This is a genomic window from Streptomyces xylophagus, from assembly GCF_000716435.1.
Taxonomy (GTDB): domain Bacteria; phylum Actinomycetota; class Actinomycetes; order Streptomycetales; family Streptomycetaceae; genus Streptomyces; species Streptomyces xylophagus.
Window position 1 is genome coordinate 717,683 of the sequence record NZ_JNWO01000007.1, and the last position, 20,583, is coordinate 738,265.

The 20,583-nt window shown below is 71.3% G+C and carries 18 protein-coding genes; 12 read left to right on the plus strand and 6 right to left on the minus strand.

Annotated elements, in window-relative coordinates; all coding sequences use genetic code 11:
• Nucleotides 1–2: 2 nt before the first annotated feature.
• The 3 genes from OO70_RS18180 to ligD all read right to left on the minus strand — a co-directional run bounded on the left by OO70_RS18180 (nucleotide 3) and on the right by ligD (nucleotide 3,107).
• Nucleotides 3–1,049, minus strand: coding sequence for a LacI family DNA-binding transcriptional regulator (locus tag OO70_RS18180; protein WP_043671589.1), 1,047 nt, complete (start codon nucleotides 1,047–1,049; stop codon nucleotides 3–5).
• 89 nt (nucleotides 1,050–1,138) lie between these two features.
• On the minus strand, nucleotides 1,139–2,068 hold the full coding sequence (locus OO70_RS18185; RefSeq protein ID WP_043671591.1) for an ornithine cyclodeaminase family protein: 930 nt from the start codon (nucleotides 2,066–2,068) through the stop codon (nucleotides 1,139–1,141).
• Nucleotides 2,069–2,072: 4 nt separating this feature from the next.
• Nucleotides 2,073–3,107 carry a non-homologous end-joining DNA ligase gene (ligD, locus tag OO70_RS18190; RefSeq protein ID WP_043671592.1) on the minus strand — a complete coding sequence of 345 codons (1,035 nt, stop codon included), beginning with the start codon at nucleotides 3,105–3,107 and terminating at the stop codon, nucleotides 2,073–2,075.
• Between the two features lie 75 nt (nucleotides 3,108–3,182).
• Between ligD and OO70_RS18195 the strand changes: the two genes are divergently transcribed.
• Both OO70_RS18195 and OO70_RS18200 read left to right on the plus strand, forming a co-directional pair.
• Nucleotides 3,183–4,289: an ATP-dependent DNA ligase gene (locus tag OO70_RS18195; RefSeq protein ID WP_051741345.1), complete on the plus strand. Its 1,107-nt coding sequence runs from the start codon at nucleotides 3,183–3,185 to the stop codon at nucleotides 4,287–4,289.
• A gap of 127 nt (nucleotides 4,290–4,416) precedes the next feature.
• On the plus strand, nucleotides 4,417–5,421 hold the full coding sequence (locus OO70_RS18200) for a DUF3048 domain-containing protein (RefSeq protein ID WP_043671594.1): 1,005 nt from the start codon (nucleotides 4,417–4,419) through the stop codon (nucleotides 5,419–5,421).
• Between the two features lie 19 nt (nucleotides 5,422–5,440).
• Here the strand turns inward: OO70_RS18200 and OO70_RS18205 are convergent, their stop codons facing one another.
• The gene (locus OO70_RS18205; RefSeq protein WP_043671596.1) at nucleotides 5,441–5,905 is read right to left on the minus strand and encodes a MarR family winged helix-turn-helix transcriptional regulator; all 465 of its coding nucleotides are present in this window, start codon (nucleotides 5,903–5,905) and stop codon (nucleotides 5,441–5,443) included.
• A 222-nt stretch (nucleotides 5,906–6,127) separates the two neighbouring features.
• Here OO70_RS18205 and OO70_RS18210 point away from each other — a divergent pair, with 222 nt between their 5' ends.
• The 7 genes from OO70_RS18210 to pcaDC are packed head-to-tail and all read left to right on the plus strand — an operon-like array spanning nucleotide 6,128 to nucleotide 12,572.
• Nucleotides 6,128–6,889, plus strand: coding sequence for a CoA transferase subunit A (locus OO70_RS18210; RefSeq protein ID WP_043671598.1), 762 nt, complete (start codon nucleotides 6,128–6,130; stop codon nucleotides 6,887–6,889).
• Nucleotides 6,889–7,533 carry a CoA transferase subunit B gene (locus tag OO70_RS18215; RefSeq protein WP_043671600.1) on the plus strand — a complete coding sequence of 215 codons (645 nt, stop codon included), beginning with the start codon at nucleotides 6,889–6,891 and terminating at the stop codon, nucleotides 7,531–7,533. The genes OO70_RS18210 and OO70_RS18215 overlap by 1 nt, the downstream gene beginning before the upstream one ends.
• A complete protein-coding gene (locus OO70_RS18220) occupies nucleotides 7,530–8,732 on the plus strand; it encodes a thiolase family protein (RefSeq protein ID WP_043671603.1) in 1,203 nt (400 codons plus the stop codon). The genes OO70_RS18215 and OO70_RS18220 overlap by 4 nt, the downstream gene beginning before the upstream one ends.
• 8 nt (nucleotides 8,733–8,740) lie before the next feature.
• The gene (pcaH, locus tag OO70_RS18225; protein ID WP_043671607.1) at nucleotides 8,741–9,514 is read left to right on the plus strand and encodes a protocatechuate 3,4-dioxygenase subunit beta; all 774 of its coding nucleotides are present in this window, start codon (nucleotides 8,741–8,743) and stop codon (nucleotides 9,512–9,514) included.
• Nucleotides 9,515–9,520: 6 nt separating this feature from the next.
• On the plus strand, nucleotides 9,521–10,126 hold the full coding sequence (pcaG, locus tag OO70_RS18230) for a protocatechuate 3,4-dioxygenase subunit alpha (protein ID WP_043671610.1): 606 nt from the start codon (nucleotides 9,521–9,523) through the stop codon (nucleotides 10,124–10,126).
• On the plus strand, nucleotides 10,123–11,457 hold the full coding sequence (gene pcaB, locus OO70_RS18235) for a 3-carboxy-cis,cis-muconate cycloisomerase (protein WP_043671613.1): 1,335 nt from the start codon (nucleotides 10,123–10,125) through the stop codon (nucleotides 11,455–11,457). Before pcaG ends, pcaB begins: the two co-directional genes overlap by 4 nt.
• On the plus strand, nucleotides 11,454–12,572 hold the full coding sequence (gene pcaDC, locus OO70_RS18240; protein ID WP_043671616.1) for a bifunctional 3-oxoadipate enol-lactonase/4-carboxymuconolactone decarboxylase PcaDC: 1,119 nt from the start codon (nucleotides 11,454–11,456) through the stop codon (nucleotides 12,570–12,572). Before pcaB ends, pcaDC begins: the two co-directional genes overlap by 4 nt.
• Nucleotides 12,573–12,933: 361 nt before the next feature.
• Here the strand turns inward: pcaDC and OO70_RS18245 are convergent, their stop codons facing one another.
• On the minus strand, nucleotides 12,934–15,618 hold the full coding sequence (locus OO70_RS18245; RefSeq protein ID WP_043671619.1) for an ATP-binding protein: 2,685 nt from the start codon (nucleotides 15,616–15,618) through the stop codon (nucleotides 12,934–12,936).
• Nucleotides 15,619–15,775: 157 nt separating this feature from the next.
• On the opposite strand from OO70_RS18245, the gene OO70_RS18250 reads away from it, so the two are divergent.
• From OO70_RS18250 to OO70_RS18260, 3 genes are all read left to right on the plus strand, one after another.
• Nucleotides 15,776–17,146 carry an MFS transporter gene (locus OO70_RS18250; protein ID WP_043672728.1) on the plus strand — a complete coding sequence of 457 codons (1,371 nt, stop codon included), beginning with the start codon at nucleotides 15,776–15,778 and terminating at the stop codon, nucleotides 17,144–17,146.
• On the plus strand, nucleotides 17,067–18,221 hold the full coding sequence (locus tag OO70_RS18255; RefSeq protein ID WP_043671621.1) for an anhydro-N-acetylmuramic acid kinase: 1,155 nt from the start codon (nucleotides 17,067–17,069) through the stop codon (nucleotides 18,219–18,221). The genes OO70_RS18250 and OO70_RS18255 overlap by 80 nt, the downstream gene beginning before the upstream one ends.
• Nucleotides 18,222–18,440: 219 nt before the next feature.
• Nucleotides 18,441–19,496: a DUF2510 domain-containing protein gene (locus OO70_RS18260; protein WP_043671624.1), complete on the plus strand. Its 1,056-nt coding sequence runs from the start codon at nucleotides 18,441–18,443 to the stop codon at nucleotides 19,494–19,496.
• A 286-nt stretch (nucleotides 19,497–19,782) separates the two neighbouring features.
• Here OO70_RS18260 and OO70_RS18265 read toward each other — a convergent pair whose 3' ends face one another.
• Nucleotides 19,783–20,442 (minus strand): TetR/AcrR family transcriptional regulator, encoded by a 660-nt coding sequence (locus OO70_RS18265; RefSeq protein WP_051741346.1) that lies wholly within the window; start codon nucleotides 20,440–20,442, stop codon nucleotides 19,783–19,785.
• Nucleotides 20,443–20,583: the final 141 nt, after the last annotated feature.

The following is a 20,583-nucleotide window of genomic DNA, read 5'->3' on the forward strand; positions in this document are numbered from 1 at the left end:
TCCTAGGCGGAGGCGCGGTGGACCAGCGTGGTCGGCAGGATCACGCTGGACGGCGCGCCTCCGATGCCGTCCCTGACTCCCCGGCGGTCGAGGCCGCGCAGCAGCAGGCGGGCCATCAACCGGCCCATCTCCTCTATGTCCTGACGGACGGTCGTGAGCGGCGGATCGGTCTGCTCGGCGACCGGAAGCATGTCATCGAAGCCGATCACGGCCACGTCCTCGGGCACCCGCAGCCCCTCCTCGCGCAGCACCTTCAGGGCGCCGTAGGCGGTGAGGTCGTTGGCGGCGAACACGGCGTCCACGTCGGGGCAGCGGTCCAGGAGTTCCCGCATCGCGCGCTCACCGCCGCCCGGCGTGAAGTCGCTCTCCACGATCAGCCGCGGATCCACGTCGACCATGACGTCCCGGAACCCGTCGAGCCGGTCCACCGCGGAGGTCTGGTCGAGCGCGCCGGTGATGTGCGCGATCCGGGTGCGGCCGAGCCCGACGAGATGCCGTACGGCCTCGCGGGCGCCGCCCCGGTTGTCGCAGTCGACGTACACCGTGGGCCCGGAGGCGCGCGTCCCCTCGCTCCAGCAGGGCCGGCCGCCGAACACCGTGGGGACGCCCGCCCGTTGGATCAGTCCGGGCAGCGGGTCGTCGAGGTGCAGGGAGAAGACGAGCGCGCCGTCCACATGGCCACCGGCGAGATAGCGGCCGACGCGGGCGTGGTCGTCGCGTCCTTCCGTGAGGAGCAGCACGAGTTGGGAGTCGTGGGACGTCAACTCCTTGCTGATACCCCTCAGTTGCATGGCGAAGAAGGGGTCGGCGAAGACCCGGGTCTCCGGTTCGGCGATCACCACGGCGATGGCGTCGTGCCGCTTGGTCACCAGGCTCCGGGCCGCCTGATTGGGGACGTAGCCGAGTTCCTCGACGGCCTGCCGCACCCGCTCGACGAGTGTCTCCCGCACCCCGTCCCCGCCGTTGACCACCCGGGACACGGTGGCCCGCGACACCCCCGCCCGCGCGGCCACGGCCTCCAACGTGGGACGCGCTGCTGTCTCGGTCACTTCTGGACCCCTCCTCGATGCTGCGGATCAGGATAGCCGCGGCGGGACCGGACGGTGAGAGCGCTCCCAACTCGACGAGATCCCCTGGGTCACCCCAGCAGATTCACCCGCCGCCCGACCCCGTCCTCCTCCGCACGCCGGTACGCCAGCCAGGCGAGCGCCAGGTCCTGCCAGGGGAGCCCGACGGGGGCGTACACCGAGCGGGCGGTGGCGTCGGTGCGGCCCGGGTGGTCGCCGCGCAGTACGTCGCCGAGTGTCGTGTCGATGTCGTCCGGCGCCAACGCGCCCACAGAAGCGACCAGTTGGCGGTCGTCGACGACGACGAGCGCCGCGTCGAGCAGGTCCGCGGCGAGTTCCCGCTTGCCCGGTTCGTCGGCACCGAGACTGGTGAAGTGCTGGCCCGCGCGGGTGTCCGGGAGGGACAGCAGCGGGGTGCGGGACCAGGTCGCAAGGAGCACGATGTCGGCGGCCGAGGCGATCTCCGTCGCCGAGCCCAGCACCCGGCCGCCGTGCCGTACGGCGAACTCGGCCGCACGGTCCAAGTCCGTGTCGTGGACGAGGAGTTCACCGTACGACCGCAGCGCGCCCAGCCCCCGCACCATCAACTCGGCCTGCGCCCCCGCGCCGACCACCCCCACCACGGCACTCTCCGCCGGGCCCGCCAGGACGTGGGTGCCCAGTGCCGCCGCCAGTCCCGTACGCCACGCGGTCACCGTCGCCGAGTCCAGCAGGGCGAGCAACTCGCCGTTCGTGCCGCTGTGCAGGCAGATCACCCCCCTCAACGCGGGCCGCGCTTCAGGGAACTTGGCGTTGACCTTCACCGTGTAGGCCTCGATGCCGGGCAGCAGTCCGGGTATCAGCGCGGTGGCCGTACCGGGGAACGGCAGGTCGGTGCGCACCCGTTGGCCCGGGATCGCCGGCTCGGCCCCCACGGCGCGGAAGCCGTCGCGCAGCGCCGCGAGACAGGCCGAGGGTTCCAGGAGGTCACCGAGGTCGCTTCGAGTCAGGAGGCGCGTCATACCTTCATGATCCGTCAGGGGTGGCGTCGGGGTCCTTCTTCGCCCGGCTCGGCTGCACCCTCTTCGGCTCTCCCGGCATCTTCGGATACTCCGGCGGGTACGGCAGATCACCGAGCCCGTGGTCGTGTTCGTCGCGGCGGGCGAGTTCGAGGAGGGCGTCGAGGGAGTAGCGGTGGTCGTCCATGTCGGCGTGCACGTCGCCGAGTTCGGCGAACCGGGCCGGCATGGTCGCGAGGTCGAAGTCGCGGGGGTGCGCGGTGTCCACCTCGTCCCAGCGCAGGGGTGCCGAGACGGGGGCGTGCGGGCGGGGTCGTACGGAATAGGCGGAGGCGATGGTGCGGTCGCGGGCGGTCTGGTTGTAGTCGACGAAGATGCGTTCGCCGCGCTCCTCCTTCCACCACTTGATCGTCACCTGGTCGGGCATCCGGCGTTCCAGTTCGCGGCCGACGGCGATGGCCGCACGGCGGACCTGGGTGAAGGTCCAGTTGGGCTCGATCGGTACGAAGACGTGCAGGCCGCGTCCGCCGGAGGTCTTGGGGAAGCCCTTCAGACCGCCGAACTCGTCGAGTACGGCGCGCAGTTCGTGGGCGGCGCGGACCGCGTCGTCGTAGTCGGTGCCGGGCTGCGGGTCGAGGTCGATGCGGAGTTCGTCGGGGCTGTCGACGTCGTCGCGCCGGACCGGCCAGGGGTGGAAGGTGAGCGTGCCGTACTGGGCGGCCCACAGGACGGCGGCCTCCTCGGTGGGGCACATCTCGTCGGCGCTGCGTCCGCTGGGGAAGGTGATGTGGGCGGTCGGGATCCAGTCGGGCATGTTCTTGGGCGCCCGCTTCTGGAAGAAGTTCTCGCCCTCGACCCCGTCCGGATAGCGCTCCAGGGTGGTGGGGCGGTTGCGCAGGGCGCGCAGGATTCCCGGGCCGACCGCGATGTAGTAGCGCGCGAGGTCCAGCTTGGTGAAGCCGCGCTCCGGGAAGAAGATCTTGCCTGGGCTGGACAGCCGTACGGTCCGGCCGCCCGCCTCCAGTTCCACCGCTTCGCCCATGCGAGCCACGGTAGGCCTGCCGCGCATACCTCGCACACCGGGCGACAAGCGACGTACGAGCGCAGAATCGGAGTCATGGATCTGCCGGTGATGCCGCCCGTGAAGCCGATGCTCGCCAAGTCGGTGGCGAGGATTCCGCCGGACATGCACTACGAGGCGAAGTGGGACGGCTTCCGGGCGATCGTGTTCCGTGACGGCGCGGAGGTCGAGCTGGGCAGCCGTAACGGAAAGCCGTTGACCAGGTACTTTCCCGAGCTGGTCGAGGCACTGAAGGAACGGGTGCCGGAGCGCTGCGTGCTGGACGGGGAGATCGTGATCGCCCGGGAGGGGCGGCTCGACTTCGACGCGCTGACCGAGCGCATCCACCCGGCCGACTCGCGGGTACGGACGCTGGCCGAGCGGACCCCGGCCTCCTTCGTCGCCTTCGACCTGCTGGCCCTGGCCGACGAGTCGCTCCTGGACGTGCCCCTCGGCGACCGTCGAGCGCTCCTCGCCCGGGCGCTGTTCGGCGCGACCGCGCCCGTGCATCTGGCGCCCGCGACCACCGACATCGAGGTGGCGCGGCGCTGGTTCGAGCAGTACGAGGGCGCCGGGCTCGACGGTGTCGTGGCGAAGCCGCTCGACCTGCGCTACCGCCAGGACGAGCGCGCCATGTACAAGATCAAGCACGAGCGGACCGCGGATGTCGTCGTCGCCGGCTACCGCCTCCACAAGAGCGGCCCCGTCGTGGGTTCGCTCCTTCTCGGCCTCTACGACGAGCGGGGCGCCCTGCAACACGTGGGCGTGTCCGCCGCGTTCACCATGAAGCGGCGCGCCGAGCTGATCGAGGAGTTGGAGCCGCTGCGCATGGACGACCCGACAGGGCATCCGTGGGCGGCCTGGGCGGAGGAGTCCGCCCACGAGACGGCCCGGCTGCCGGGTGCACCGAGCCGCTGGTCGGGCAAGAAGGACCTCTCCTGGGTGCCGCTGCGGCCGGAGTGGGTGGCCGAGGTGGCGTACGACCACATGGAGAACGGCGCACGCTTCCGGCACACGGCGCGTTTCCGCCGCTGGCGCCCGGACCGCACGCCCGAGAGCTGCACGTACGCGCAGCTGGACGAGCCGGTCGGCTACGAACTCGCGGAGATCCTCGGCCCGCAGAACTCGGAGGATGCGCAGGACTCGGAGGGCTCTCCGGACTGACCTCCTCCGCATTTCCCGGTGGGCCGATCGGCCCAATCAGCGCGCACAAACACAACCGAGCGGGTATGGCCATCAATGAACTTATAAGCGCACAATCGAAAACACAGACTTGGTGGCAACGGTGGGCATGGGACAAAGGGCGCCTCGGCGGCGCGGCGCGACGAGAGTGGCGCTGCTTGCCGCCACGATGACGGCCTCCCTGGCGGTGGGCTGCACGGCACATCACGGCAGCCCCGTCGACGACGGGCGCGGACAGAGCCAGCCGCCCACGCAGAGCCCGGCCGAGAGCCCGAGTGGCGGCGGCACGGTCGCCCCCGCCGCAGGTCAGGTGCTCGCGGTGAAGATCGACAACGTTCCCGAGGCCCGCCCGCAGACAGGCCTGGACTCGGCGGACATCGTGTACGCGGAGCAGGTCGAGGGCGGACTGAGCCGGCTGATGGCGGTGTTCGCCACCAAGCTGCCCAAGTCCGTCGGACCGGTGCGCAGCGCCCGCGTCTCCGACCTGGAGCTGCTGCGCCAGTTCAACGACCCGACGCTGGCCTTCTCCGGGGCACAGCACAAGCTGCTGCCGCTGATCGCCAAGGCCCCGCTCCGATCGGCGTCACCCGACGAGGTGGCCAGCGCCTACTACCGGGGTGTCGACAAGTCCGCCCCGCACAACCTCTACCTCCGCCCGAACAAGCTGCTCTCCTCCGCGCCGGGCGCGGCGGCCCTGACCACCGGTTTCCGCTACGGCGCGGCCCCTGCGGGCGGCACGGCCACGGCCTCCCGCACCGTGCGCTATCCGGCGGCCCGCTTCACCTTCACCTGGTCCGGGAGCAAGCACCGCTGGCTGGTCACCGAGGACGGCACACCCACCGTGACGACCAGCGGCAAGCGGGTGGCCCCGGCGACGGTCGTCATCCAGTACGTGAAGATCCGCAGGTCCGTCTACCACGACGTCCTCGGCAACAACACGCCCTACACCGTGACCGTCGGCTCCGGAAAGGCGGACGTCCTGCGGGACGGTCGTACGTACAGCGTCGACTGGAAGCGCCAAAAGGCCACGGACGGAACAGAGTTCACCACGCCGGACGGAACACCGGTGAACTTCGCGAAGGGCCAGGTCTGGGTGGTGTTCGCGAAGTCCTGACGTCGGGAGTGACCAAGGGTCAACGGTGGACGGTGAGGGGCTCCCCCGGATTACGGAGCCCCTCCGCCGCGTCCGCGACCCGTTGGATGAGGTCGAAGAAGACGGTCTGTTCGTCGGCGGAGAGCGGCGCGAGGAAGACCTGGTTCATCCGGGCCGTCCGCACGATCAGCTTGCGGTGGGTGCGCATGCCGTCGTCGGTGAGGCACAGCAGGAACCGGCGGCCGTCCTGCTGATCGCGCACCTTGTCGAGCAGCCCGCGTCGACTCAGCCGACTGATCACCTCGGCGATGGTCGACCGGTCCAGGCCCACCCGCTCCCCCACCGTGCGCTGGTCGAGCCCCGGCTCGTCGACGAGCGCGTTGAGCACCGCGAACTGCGGCGAGGTGATCTCCTCGGAGACCATCGTGTTCCACAGCAGATAGTGCGCCTGCTGCAGTCGCCGGGCGAGGTGCCCGGGATGGGTGGTGAGGTCCACCGCGGCCATGCGCCCTCCCGAAGTCATATTCGTCCGTGCACTGAACGATACCCGGAGGCCCTACGGCCGAGTCCAGCCTCATGCACCGGCTCGACCACACGCTTGACCTCACACTTCTCCGAGGTCTTGACGGGGAGCCCCCACGGTGGCAGCGTGAAGGAAACTTCACCGAAATGCTCAGTGCCCTGATGAACAGCTGACCGGGCGCTCGAACGGGACGGAGCTTCACGGATGGACAAGGTGGTCGCCACGGCCGACGAGGCCGTGGCCGATGTGCCGGACGGAGCGACGCTCGCGGTCGGCGGCTTCGGGCTGAGCGGTGTGCCGAACGTGCTGATCCAGGCCCTGTACGAGCGCGGGACGACCGGTCTGGGCGTGGTCTCCAACAACTGCGGGGCGATGGAGTCCGGCCTCGCCGTCCTCCTCTCCGCCGGGCGGATCGCACGGGTGACAGGCTCCTACATCGGCGCGAACAAGGAGTTCGCCCGCCAGTACCTCGCCGGGGAACTCGAAGTCGAGATGATCCCCCAGGGCACCCTCGCGGAGCGACTGCGCGCGGGCGGCGCGGGCATCCCCGCCTTCTACACCCCGGCCGGTGTCGGCACCCAGGTCGCCGAGGGCGGACTGCCCTGGCGCTACGACGGCTCCGGCGGCGTCAGCCTGGCCTCGCCGGCGAAGGAGGTGCGGGAGTTCGACGGCACCGAGTACGTCCTGGAGCGCGGTATCCGTACCGACTTCGCGCTGGTCCGCGCCGCCCGGGGCGACCGGCACGGGAACCTGGTCTTCAACAAGTCGACCCGCAACTTCAACCCCCTCGCGGCGATGGCCGGCAAGGTGACGATCGCCGAGGTCGAGGAGCTGGTCGAGCCCGGCGGGATCGACCCGGACGCGGTGCACCTGCCCGGGATCTTCGTGCAGCGGGTGGTGGCCCTCACCCCCGAACAGGCCGCCGACAAGCGGATCGAGCAGCGAACGGTGACGGTGAGCAGCTGATGGCCTGGACACGGGAAGAGATGGCGGCCCGCGCGGCACGCGAACTCCAGGACGGGCAGTACGTCAATCTCGGCATCGGTCTGCCGACCCTGATCCCCAACTACCTCCCGCCCGGCGTCGAGGTGATCCTGGAGTCGGAGAACGGCATCCTGGGCACCGGCCCGTATCCCACCGAGGACCAGGTCGACCCGGATCTGATCAACGCCGGCAAGGAGACCGTGACGGTCCTGCCGGGCGCGTCCTTCTTCGACTCCTCGCTCTCCTTCGGGATGATCCGGGGCGGTCACATCGATGTCGCCGTGCTGGGCGCTATGCAGGTGTCGGCGGGAGGCGATCTGGCGAACTGGGCGATCCCCGGCAAGATGATCACCGGGATCGGCGGGGCGATGGACCTCGTGCACGGTGCCCGCACCGTCATCGTCGTGATGACGCATGTGGCCAAGGACGGCTCCCCGAAGATCCTCGCGGAGTGCGCGCTGCCGCTCACAGGCAAAGCGTGTGTGAACCGAGTCATCACCGATCTCGGCGTGATCGATGTGACACCCGAAGGTCTGGTGTTGACCGAGACCGCGCCGGGTGTGGGCGTCGAGGAGATCGTCGCCAAGACCGACGCGAAACTCATCGTCCCGGAAGGCCTGCTGTGAACCCGGTTTACATCGTCGACGCCGTCCGCACCCCGTTCGGGAAGTACAGCGGAGGTCTCGCCGCCGTCCGCCCCGACGACCTGGCCGCCCACGCCATCCGCGAACTCCTCGCCCGCACGCCCGACTTGGACCGGTCCCGCATCGAGGACGTGTACTTCGGCAACGCCAACGGCGCGGGCGAGGAGAACCGCAACGTCGCCCGCATGGCGACCCTCCTCGCCGGTCTGCCCACCTCCGTGCCGGGCGTGACCGTCAACCGCCTGTGCGCCTCCGGCCTGGAGGCGGTCATCCAGGCGGCCCGCGCGATCGCGGCCGGGGACGCCTCCATCGCCGTGGCGGGCGGGGTCGAGTCGATGACCCGGGCGCCGTACGTGCTGCCCAAGTCGGACCGGCCCTTCCCCGCCGGGCACACCGAGTTGTACTCGACCACGCTGGGCTGGCGCATGGTCAACCCGGCCATGAACCCGGAGTGGACCATCCCGCTCGGCGAGAGTGCGGAGTTGATCGCCGACAAGCACAAGATCAGCCGCGAGCAGCAGGACGAGTTCGCCCTCGCCAGCCACAAGAAGGCGGCCGACGCGCAGGCCGCCGGGCTCTTCGACAGCGAGATCGCCGCCGTCCCGGTCCCGCAGCGCAAGGGCGACCCGGTCGCCTTCGCCGCCGACGAATGCGTACGACCGGACGCCTCCCTGGCGGCGATGGCCAAGCTCAAGCCGTCGTTCCGCACGGAGAACGGGACGGTCACCGCGGGCAACGCGTCCCCGCTCAACGACGGTGCCGCCGCGCTCCTCCTGGTCGACGAGGAAGGCCTCAAGGCCACCGGCCGCCAGCCCCTCGCCCGCGTCTCCGCCACCGGCGTGCACGCGCTCGACCCGCAGTACTTCGGACTCGCCCCCGTCGAAGCCGTCAACCGCGCACTGGCCAAGGCGGGCAAGGGATTTGACGACCTGTCAGTCCTCGAACTGAACGAGGCGTTCGCCGCGCAGGTGCTCGGATGCGTCGCGGAATGGCCCGAGTTCGACCCCGCGATCCTCAACCCGCAGGGCGGTGCCATCGCCTTGGGCCACCCGCTCGGCGCCTCCGGTGCCCGGCTCGCCGGCACCGTCGCCCACCAACTCGCCCGCAAGGGCACGGGAGTTGGTGTCGCCACCCTCTGCATCGGCGTGGGCCAGGGCCTCGCCCTCGTCCTCGAACGCTAGGAACACCCATGGCTCTCACTCAGCATGACATCGACCTCGAAATAGCGGCCGAGCACGCGACGTACGAGAAGCGGGTCGCCGACGGCGCCCCCGTCGAGCACCACCCGCGCCGCGACTACGCCCCGTACCGTTCCTCGCTGCTCCGCCACCCGAAACAGCCGCCGGTCACCATCGACGTCTCCAAGGACCCGGAGCTGGTGGAGCTGGCCTCGCCCGCCTTCGGCGAGCGGGACATCACGGAGATCGACAACGACCTGACCCGGCAGCACAACGGGGAGCCGATCGGTGAGCGGATCACCGTCTCGGGGCGGCTGTTGGACCGGTCCGGACGGCCGATCCGCGACCAGCTGGTGGAGATCTGGCAGGCGAACTCGGCCGGCCGCTACGCGCACCAGCGCGAGCAGCACGACGCCCCGCTGGACCCCAACTTCACCGGTGTCGGGCGCACGTTGACCGACGACGAGGGCAACTACCGCTTCACCACGATCCAGCCGGGCCCCTACCCCTGGCGCAACCACGTCAACGCCTGGCGCCCGGCGCACATCCACTTCTCCATGTTCGGCACGGCGTTCACCCAGCGGCTCGTGACGCAGATGTACTTCCCGAGCGACCCGCTGTTCCCGTACGACCCGATCATCCAGTCGGTGACGGACGACGCGGCCCGGCAGCGCCTCGTAGCGACGTACGACCACAGCCTGTCCGTGCCCGAGTTCTCGATGGGCTACCACTGGGACATCGTGCTCGACGGCCCGCACGCCACCTGGATCGAAGAAGGACGCTGACCCGCCATGACGAAGATCGACACGAGCCGCCCGGAGTCCGTGCTGCCGACCCCGTCGCACACGGTCGGCCCGTTCTACGGCTACGCGCTGCCGTTCCCCGGCGGCGGTGACATCGCGCCGGTCGGGCACCCGGACACGATCACCGTCCAGGGATACGTCTACGACGGCGAGGGCAATCCCCTCCCGGACGCCTTCGTGGAGTTGTGGGGTCCCGACCCCGACGGCAACGTGTCCACGACCGACGGCTCGATCCGGCGCGACCCGGCCAGTGGCGGCTATCTCGGCCGCAACGGCGTGGAGTTCACCGGCTGGGGCCGTATCCAGACCGACGCCAACGGACACTGGTACGCGCGGACGCTGCGGCCCGGTGCGCGCGGGCAGAGCGCCCCGTACCTGAGCGCGTGCGTCTTCGCGCGCGGACTGCTGGTGCACCTGTTCACCCGGATCTACCTGCCCGGCGACGAGGCCGCGCTCGCCGCCGACCCGCTGCTGTCCGGGCTGGACCCGGCGCGGCGCGACACGCTGATCGCGCAGGACGACGGCAGGGGCACATACCGTTTCGACATCCGCCTTCAGGGCGAAGGCGAAACGGTCTTCCTGGAGTTCCAGTGACAGCTGCCGATCCGTCGGACACCGGCCTGCTCGCCCCCGGGTGGGCCGGCTCCCCCGCCGCGTCCGCGACGAGCGACACCGCGTATCTACGGGCGCTGCTCGACGCGGAGGCCGCGCTCACCCGCGCCCAGGCCGCCCTTGGGCTCGCGCCCGCCGAGGCGGCGACGGCGGTGACGGCCGCGGCCGACGTGGACCGTTTCGACGTACGGTCCCTCGCGGAACGCGCGCGCGGCGGCGGGAACCCGGTGATTCCCCTGGTCGCGGATCTGACGAAGGCGGTCGGCGGGGAGTACGGCCCCTACGTCCACCGGGGCGCGACCAGCCAGGACATCATGGACACCGCCACGATGCTGGTCGCCACCCGCACCCTGGACCTGGTCCTCGGCGACCTCGCGCGCACGGAACAGGCGCTGGCCCGGCTGGCCGCCGACCACCGCGACACCGCGATGCCGGGCCGGACGCTCACCCAGCACGCCGTACCGACGACCTTCGGGCTGAAGGCCGCCGGGTGGCGGTCGTTGGTGCTCGACGCACGGGACCGGGTGCGTGTCGTACGGGACGGGCTGCCCGCTCAACTCGGGGGCGCGGCGGGCACGTTGGCCGCCTTCACGGCGTACGGCGCGGAGGACGCGCTCGCGCTGCCGGCGGCCTACACCCGTGAACTCGGGCTCCGGGAACCACTGTTGCCCTGGCACACGCTTCGTACGCCGATCGCCGATCTCGCCGGGTGTCTGGCCTTCGCGGCGGGGGCGCTGGGCAAGGTCGCCGCCGATGTGCTCGTCCTGTGCCGGACGGAGGTCGCCGAGGTCTCGGAGGGCAGTGGCGGGGGTTCGTCGGCGATGCCGCACAAGGCGAATCCCGTCCGGTCCACGCTGATCGCCGCCGCAGCGCGCCGGGCACCGCAGCTCGCGGCCGTCCTCTACGGCTCGTTGACGGCCGAGGACGAGCGGCCGGCCGGTGCCTGGCATGCCGAGTGGGAGCCGTTGCGGGACCTGCTGCGGCTGGTCGGCGGTGCCGCGCGGGATGCCGCCGAGCTGGCCGAGGGGCTGCGGGTGCACCCGGACGTGATGCGTGAACACCTCGGTCTTACCCATGGGTTGATCGTCTCCGAGCGGCTGTCGGCCGAGCTGGCGCCGCTGCTCGGGCGGGCGCGGGCGAAGGAGTTGCTGACGGAGGTCGCCCGGCGGACGTACGCGGAGGGCCGACCGCTGCCCGAACTTCTCGCCGGTGAGCCGGAGTTGAAGGATCTCGATCTCTCCGCGCTGACCGACCCCGCCCGTTACACGGGTTCCGCCGGAGCCCTCACCGACCGTGCGCTGGAGCGACGTTGACCGAGACACTTCTCAACTTCCGTGCCGAGGGGCCCGATTCCGCTCCCCCGCTGCTGCTCGGGCCCTCGCTGGGCACGTCGTACGCCCTGTGGGACAAGGTCGCGCCCGAACTGTCCATCACCCACCGGGTGATCCGCTGGGACCTGCCCGGGCACGGTGGTTCGGCGGCCGGGCTGATCGGTCCCGGGGCGACAGTCGGTGACCTCGCCGACCTGGTGCTCGCGCTCGCCGACTCCCTCGGGATCGAGCAATTCGCCTACGCGGGCGTGTCGTTGGGGGGTGCGGTCGGGCTGCATCTCGCGGTGGAGCATCCCGAGCGGGTGTCGTCGCTCGGCGTCATCTGTTCCTCGGCGCACTTCAACGGGGCGAAGCCGTGGGAGGAACGGGCCGCGCGGGTACGGAGCGAAGGGCTGGGGTGGCTGGTCGAGAACGCCGACTCCCGTTGGTTCACGCCCGGGTTCACCGTGCCGGAGCTGGTGGCCGACCAGCGTGACGCCGACCCGGGCGCGTACGCCGCGTGCTGTGACGCGCTGGCCGCGTACGACCTGCGGGAGCGGCTTCCGGAGATCGGCGCGCGGACGTTGGTGATCGCGGGGCGCGAGGACCCGGCGACGCCGCCGGCGCATCTGCGGGAGATCGCGGACGCGGTGGCGGGCTCGGCCCTCGTCGAGATTCCGGGTGCTTCACATCTGGCGGTCGCGCAGTGCCCGGAGGCTGTTCTCACGGCGCTGCGGGCTCATCTCGGCGGGGGTGCGAAGCGTGGGATGGAGGTCCGGCGGGAGGTGCTCGGTGATGCCCACGTGGACCGGGCGCAGGCTCGGCAGACGGCGTTCACCGCGCGGTTCCAGGACTTCATCTCACGGTATGCGTGGGGGGAGATCTGGACCGACCCGACATTGACGCGGCGCGAGCGGAGCATGGTCACGCTGACGGCGTTGATCGCTCATGGGCATTACGACGAGTTGGCCATGCATGTGCGGGCGGCTCGGCGTAATGGGCTCACGGCGGAGGAGATCGGGGCGGTGTTGATGCAGAGTGCGGTGTATTGCGGGGTGCCTGCGGCGAACTCGGCGTTTGCTGTGGCGCAGCGGGTGTTGGGGGAAGAGGGCGACTAAGGGGGTGGGGGTGGCGTTGTGTGTCGGCTGCGGCTGCGTCGTGGCTGGTCGCGCAGTTCCCCGCGCCCCTAAAGACATGGGCTGGCCTGAATTTTTCAGGGGCGCGCATATCCTCGCGCCCTAAAGACTTGGGCTGGCCTGAGTTTTTCAGGGGCGCGCATATCCTCGCGCCCTAAAGACTTGGGCTGGCCTGAGTTTTTCAGGAGCGCGCATATCCTCGCGCCCTAAAGACTTGGGCTGGCCTGAGTTTTTCAGGAGCGCGTATATCCTCGCGCTCTTAGAAGCTTGGGCTGACCTGCGTTTTCAAGGGGCGCGGGGAACTGCGCGACCAGCCCCCACCGGCCCGCAGCCGAACAACAACTCAACGCAACCCCCTCCCCGTCTCCAACACCTCCCGCGCCTGAGTCACCAAGCCGTCCGCCCCACACGAACGCGCAAGCGTCAGACCCCTGTTGATCTCCGCCACCGACCTCGCCGCGATGCCGTACTCCACCCGCGCCGCCGCATGCTCGTACTGACAAGGGGATGACTCCAGGTACGCAACAGCCTGCGCAGCAAGCCGTACCGCGCGCTGCCCCGTTTCCAGCGCGGCGGCGCAGCGCAGGGCCTCGCCGATCGCCGTGTCCGTGCCGAAGCGTTCGGCCTGGCGGCGGGCGTCGGAGGCGAGTTGGGCGGCTCGGGTCGGGTCCTCGACGGCGAGGGCGCGGGCGAGGTCGACGGCCCATGGGACCAGTACCGGGTTGTGGTGGCCGCGTACGGTCGCCGCCTTCGCGGCCTGTTCCAGTTCGTTGATGCCGTCCTTCGTGCGGCCGACGGCGAGCAGCAGCCGGCCGCGCACGCAGCGCGGGTCGGGCAGCACGATGGTGGACGGGTACGGCGGGGCGAAGCCGTACTGGTCGGCGATCTCCCAGGCCTCGTCGACATGGCCGCGGGCGAGCAGGGTGTCGACCAGGTTGAAGGTCGCCGACCAGTACAGGGGCAGTCCGCGGCCGACGCGTTCGGCCAGGCGCAGGGACTCGCGCAGCGAGATCTCCGCCTCGCGGAGACGGCCGCGCCTGCGGTGGCCGAGGCCGACGTAGGCGTGCGCGATGGAGAGGTGGCCGCCGCTCCAGCCGGCGGACACGTAGGTGCGCAGGGCTTCGTTGTACAGGCTCTCCGCGCGGTCCAGGCGGTCCGTGTAGGCGTACGCGCTGGCCAGCATCATGAGGATCTCGAGGCCCCACTCGGTGTCGGTCCACCCGAGTCCGGGAGCGAGCCGTCCATTGACGAGAGCGCGGTCGCACAGCTCGACGACCTCCTCGGCGTTCTCGCCGTGGGTCATCGCGTCGAAGCCGCGCAGGATCAGCAGGGCCCGCTCGGAGTTGTCCCGGCCGGCGCAGGTCGCGGCGAGTTCGGCGAGCCGCTCGGAGCGTCCCGGGGAGGTGCTCTCGCCCGCGTGGATGCCCTCCCACATGTACTGCACGGCCTGCAGCCGCATCCGGGCGGCGCCCGGTGCGTGCCGGGCGGCCTCCGCCTCCACGGTGCGGACGGCCTCCTCCAGCTGGTCGTTGTGGAGCAGTGCCTGGGACAGCCGGAAAACGGCGTCCACGCGTGCGTGGCCGTCGAGGCCCGGCATGCCGAGGGCGGTCTGGAGGTGGCCGATGGTGGTGGCGGGCGCGGTGAGGAGGGTGGCGCAGCCGAGTTCGTAGAGCACGTGCGCGTGGGTCTCGGCGAGCGGCGGCTCCAGGAGGGCACGCTCCAGACAGCGGCGGGCCGCGTCGGGGGCGCCGATGGAGAGGTGTTCCCGGGCGGCCTCGCGCAGCTGCTCGACGAGTTCCTGGTCGTCGTCCGGGTGCACCTGGAGGAGGTGCCGTGAGGCGGAGGCGGCGCCGAGCCCGGAGTCGGTGACGACCTGGGCGGCGATGCCGTGCATGGCCGTCCGCACGCCACCGGGGATGGAGTCGTAGACGGCGCTGGCGATCAGCGGGTGGACGAACTCCAGCTCGCCTGCGCCGGCTTGGGACGCGGCGGGGTCGGGTGCGGTGAGGATGCGGGCGTTGCGGAGCAGCTCGCCGCAGCGGCCCGCCTCGTCGCGGCCCATGGTGGCGAGCTTGGCCACGAGGTTCACGGAGATGCCGGTGCCGAGGATGGCGGCGGCCCAGGCGAACCGGGTGGCTTCCAGACCCAGGTCGTCCAGGCGGGCGACGAGTCCGCCGCCGCGCGCGGAGCGGTTCAGGGCGCGCAGTTCGGCGGCCGATGCCTCGACGGGTTCGAGTGCGCTGTCCTTCACCTTGGCGAGCAGTTCGACGGTCTCGTACGGGTTGCCCGCGGTGACCGCCCACACCTCGCGGCAGAACGCGGCGTCGGCGTGCGGGCCGAGGGTGGCGTGGGTGAGTCCGGCGGTGGCTTCCGGGGTGAGGGACTTCAGGGTGGTGATCTGTTGGCCGGCGGAGCCCGCGATCGCGTCCAGGTGGCGGGCGCTCTCGCCGCCGGCCTCGCCGGGCCTGCGGGCGACCAGGAGCAGGACGGACAGGTCGTCGAGGCGTTCGACGAACGCGGCGAGCCAGCGCAGGGTCTCCTGGTCGGCCCAGTGGGCGTCGTCGACCATCAGGACCAGCGGCCAGTCGCGCTTGGCGAGGCGGCGCACCGCGGCGACCAGACCGTCGCACACGCCCTGCGGATCGGCCTGCCGCTCGCCCGGTTCGGTGACGCCGAGGGCGGGGCCGGCGATGTCGTACCAGTCGCCGAGGTACTCGCGTGCCTCCTCGGGCATCAGCGAGATCAGGGCGGGCTGCAGCAACTGCCGTACGACGTTGAAGGGGACGGACTTGAGGGTCTCGCCGCCGCGGGCCTGCCAGACCGTGCAGCCGCGTGCCTCGGCGATGCGCCGGGCCTCCGCGAGCAGCGCCGTCTTGCCGAATCCGGCCTCGCCGCCGACCATCAGCAGGCTGCCCGAGGACGACTGATCCGCGCGCAGGGTGTCGATCGCCCGCGCCACACCCGCGAGTTCCTCGTCGCGCTCCCACAGAGAGGCCGAGGAGGCCTCCGGAGGCCGTTCCTCCGTCATCCCGATACCTCCCCAGTGGCCCGAACGACGTACAACCCTTGAGCGTAGCCGTCCGGATGCCGAAGTGGAGGCCGGTCCGGGGAGCTGTTGCCGCATCGGGTGACACCTGACCGCAGTCAGGACGGATGAACGTGACGAACGGTCAAGAGGCGCTGAAATGAAGGTGTTTTCCAATCAATCACGACCCGTCCCGGACAGGCCTGCCGTACGGGCCCTGATCGCGGGCTCGGTGGGCAATTTCCTCGAGTGGTACGAGTTCGGTGTCTACGGCTACTTCGCGACGGTGATCGCCGCGCGGTTCTTCACACCGGAGGGCGCCGGCACCGCCGAGGGGCTGGTGCGGACGTACGCCGCGTTCGCGCTGGCGTTCTTCTTCCGGCCGGTCGGCGCCGCCCTGTTCGGCCGGCTCGGCGACCGCGTGGGCCGGCGCCCGGTGCTGATCCTGGTGATCGCGCTGATGACCGGCGCGACGACGCTGATCGGCGCGCTGCCGACGTACGCCGCGGTCGGCGCCCTCGCGCCCTGGCTGCTCACGTTTCTGAGGGTCGTTCAGGGACTGTCCGCGGGTGGGGAGTTCGGGGGTGCGGTGTCGCTGCTGACGGAGTTCGCACCGCCGGGCCGGCGGGGGCTGTACGGGGCGTGGCAGTCGTTCACCGTGGCGCTGGGGCTGTTGGGCGGGGCGGGGGCGGCGGCGCTGCTCGCGAGCGTGCTCGGTCCCGGTCAACTGGGCGACTGGGGCTGGCGGTTGCCGTTCCTGCTGACGCTGCCGCTGGGGCTCGGCGCGCTGTGGCTCCGGCTGCGGCTGGACGAGACGCCGTCGTTCCGGAGCGAGCCGGTACGGGAGGTGCCGCCCGCACGGGAGGTCCGCGCGGCGATCGTGCTGGGCGCGGGGCGGGTGATGGGGTGGGCGGCGGCCGGTTACACCTTCCTGGTGGTGCTGCCGTCGTATCTGCAGCACACGCTCGGCGCGAGCTTCCGGCAGGCGCTGCTCGCCACGGCCCTGGCCAACGTGGGTTTCGCGGTCAGCATCCTCCCGGCCGGGCTGCTGAGCGACCGGGTGGGGCGGCGGCCGGTGATGCTGACGGGCGCCGGACTGGTGGTGGTGCTGTCCGTGCCGTTGCTCAACCTCCTTCAGGACGACGGGACTTCGAACCTGGTGAAGGGTGCGTGGGTGTTCGGTGCGGGTGCGGTGGTGGGGCTCATGGCGGGGCCCGGCCCGGCGATGCTCTCGGAGATGTTCCCGACGAGCGTGCGCTGCACCGGTCTGGGACTCGCCTACGCCCTGTCCAATGCCGTCTTCTCGGGGTGCGCCGGGCTCATCATCACGCAGAGCGTCGAACGGACCGGCAACGCGGACATCCCCGCGTACTACGCGGCGGCGGCCTGCGCGGTGAGCGCGCTCGCGATTGCCAAGTCCCCGGCGAAAAAAGCAAGTTGGGAGGACACGGATGCGGGTGATCGGGCTGATGTCCGGGACGTCGTACGACGCGATCGACGCGGCGGCGGCCGGGCTGCACCTCGTCGGTGACAGTGTCGTACTGGAGCCGCTCGGGATGGTGAGCACGCCGTACGACGAGGAGCTGCGCGAGGCGCTCGCGGCGGCGCTGCCGCCGGCGGCCACCACGCTGGCCGAGGTGTGCCGGCTGGACACCCTGATCGGGCGGGCCTTCGCCGCGGCGGCCGTGCGGGCGAACGGCGAACTGTGCGACGGACGGGCCGAGTTGGTGGCCTCGCACGGGCAGACCGTCTATCACTGGGTGGAGGGCGGCACGGTGCACGGCACCCTGCAACTGGGGCAGCCGGCCTGGATCGCGGAGGCGACCGGGCTGCCCGTGGTCGCCGACTTCCGGCCGCGCGACATCGCCGCCGGCGGCCAGGGCGCGCCGCTCGTCAGCCTGGTCGACCTGCTGTGGCTGCGCGGCCGTCCCGGCACCCCGGTCGCGCTCAACCTCGGCGGGATCGCCAACCTCACCGCACCCGACGGCACGGCCTTCGACACCGGACCGGCGTGCGCACTGATCGACGCGGCGGCGCGCGGGTTCAGCGGCGGGCGACTGGCCTACGACGCGGAGGGCGCCCTCGCGGCGCGCGGAACCGTCCACGAGCCGTTGCTGGAGCGGTTGTCGAGCGAGCCGTACTACGCGCTGCCCGCACCGAAGACGACCGGCAAGGAGCTGTTCCACCTCGGCTATCTCCAGGACGCGCTGGCCGGTCTGGGCACCCTGCCCGCCGAGGACGTCATCGCGACCCTCACCCTTCTCACGGCCCGCACGGTCGCGGACGCCGTCCGCTCGGTGGCCGCGACGGAGGTCATCACCTCGGGCGGCGGCACCCGCAACCCGGTCCTGATGGCCCTGCTCGCCGCCGAACTCCCGGGCGTCCCGCTGCGCACCTCCGACGAACTGGGCCTGCCGTCCGCCGCGAAGGAGGCGTATGCCTTCGCCGTCCTCGGCTTCCTCACAGCACACGGCCTGCCGGGCACGGTCCCGACGAGCACCGGCGCCCGCCATCCGAGCGTGCTCGGGTCGGTGACGCCGGGGCGGCGGGGTTTGCGGTTGCCTCCGGCGGTGGGACGGGGGCCGGTGCGGCTCGTGTTGGGGTGAGCGGGCTCGTGTGGTGTGAGCGGTCGAGCAGCGAGGTGGGACCAGTTCCGGCGAGCGGGTGCAGCCGGGAACAGGGCGGGAGCCGTCGGGCCCGGGGTCGGTCACGTCGGCAGCCGGGGCGCCGAAGAACACCTCGCTCCCGGCCGCCGTTCCACCCCGGCGATCGATTGGGCCGGATCCTCTCATCCCGCTTTCACCGACGCCTCATACGGTAGGTACATGACGCAGGTGACTCCCCCCGGGTGGTACCCCGATCCCGGGCAGACGAATGACGGTCCCTCCACCGAGCGCTGGTGGGACGGCAAGGCATGGACGGACCAGACCCGCCCCGCCGGGTCGGCCGCCGAATGGGGTCCCCCGACGGAGCCGCCGTACCCCGGGGCCTACCCGACGTATCCCGTGCAGCCCCCGGCCGCACCGCGCCGCAATCTGCGCACCGGGATAGCCGTGGCGGTGGCCGTCGCGGTCCTCGCGGCCATCGGTGTCGGTGCGTACGCGCTGTCCGGCGACGGCAGCGGGAACGGAACCCAGGCCGGCAACCAGCAGGCGCCGAACGGACAGGGCGGCTTCGGCGGCCAGGGCGGTCCCGAGGGGCAGGGCAGCACGGGCGGGTCCGGTGGTACGGGCGGTTCCGGTGGCACAGGCGGCCAGAGCGATCCCTTCGGCGGGTCCGGCGGTACGGGTGGCTCCGGTGGCACGGGCGGTGCGACGCCCGCTCCCAGCCAGTCGGCGGAGCCGAAGGTCAAGGCCGGCGGCACCGTGATCGACTCGCTCGACGGCATCAGCTTCACGGTGCCGTCCGACTGGTACGGCCAGGTCATCCAGGTCGGCGCGTCGGTCACGTCGAACACGTCCTACAAGTGCCCCGGCAACACCTCCCAGACCTGCACCAACGGCGGGGCGTACTCGGCCCCCGCGGTGGTGCTGGGCACGGCGGGGTCCACGGCCGAGGCGGTCGCGAAGGCGGACATCGCCGCCAACGCCAAGGAGTCCTACGGCGGTACGACCTACGGCAGCATCACCTCGCACGAGGTGCTCGCCTCCAAGGCCGTGACCGTGGCCGGGCAGAAGGGCTATCTGGTCCGCTGGAAGGCGGTCACCAGCAAGGGCGCCGACGGCTACGTCGAGTCGCTCGCGTTCCCGTCACCGGCCCGCGCCAGTCAGATCGTCGTGGTCCGCTTCGGGGTCGACGTCGGCCAGAAGTTGTCCGTCATCGACGAGATCACCGCCGGCATCAAGGCGGCCTCCATCAGCGGCGACGGCCAGACCATCTGATCCACCCCGTACACCGGTCGGCCGGGTGGGGCGCCTCTCCGCTCAAGAGGAACCCCACCCGGCCGGGGGGTGCGCGCCGCCCCCGTCCCCACGGTGCGGCGCGAACAGGTCACCGTCCAGTCATCCCACGGACGGCGGCCTGATTCTCAGTGAGACCTGGGGCCTCCCCGGCGGATCATGCCGCAGACGCGGGGTCTGGCACGCACATCTGCCGCGTTGTCGTCACTCGCCATGGCTCCGCCATGACTCCCTCCTCCGCCTTGCAGCTGCACGCACCAGACCCCGCTCACGTCGGCTGTCCAGTCACCGATGCTTCACTGCGACCTGATCCGCCGGACAGGCCCAGTGCCGGGAGCACCGCGGCCTCCACAAATCTGACGAGGTAGTCGGGGTCGGCATAGCAGCCCTCCAGGACGGGGCGGGCCCGCAGGACGCCGAAGATCTGGGCCGGGACGTACGGCAGGGCCGGGTGGTCGGCCGGGATCTCGCCGCGTTCGACGCCCCGCCGCAGGATGTCCTCCAGCGCGGCGATCTCCGGATGAACGAGCGCCTCGCGGACCGCTTGGGCGAGTTCGCTGTCCTGGATGACGGCGTGGCCGAGGGCCGAGACGAGCTTGGTGTCCTTCGCCGACCAGGCGCCCGCCGCCCGCGCGGCCTGGCGCAGATCCTCCGCGAGGGACCCGGTGTCGATGCCGGTGAAGTGCACCCGGCGGTTGGCGCGCAGCGCGGCGGCGACGAACTGGGGCTTGGTCCCCCACTGCCGGTACAGCGTGGACTTGCTGCACCGGGTGCTGCTGGCGACGCCGTCCATGCTGACGGAGTCGTAGCCGCATTCTCTGATCTGTTCGAGCACGGCGTCGAAGAACTCCCGCTCACGCTCGGGCGTGATCTTGGAGCGGCGCGAGGCGGCGACCGTGTCCGGTCCGTCCTCAGCCTGCGACGTCATGGGCTCTTCTCCTCGCTCGACTCCGGCGGGCCACCGGTCCGGGGGCCCGCTCTCCAGTGTGTCTCGTTTCGCTATCGATACGCCAGTGTACCGGTACTCCGCCGTATCGGTACACGCGCGTATCGGTACACTGTCGTATCG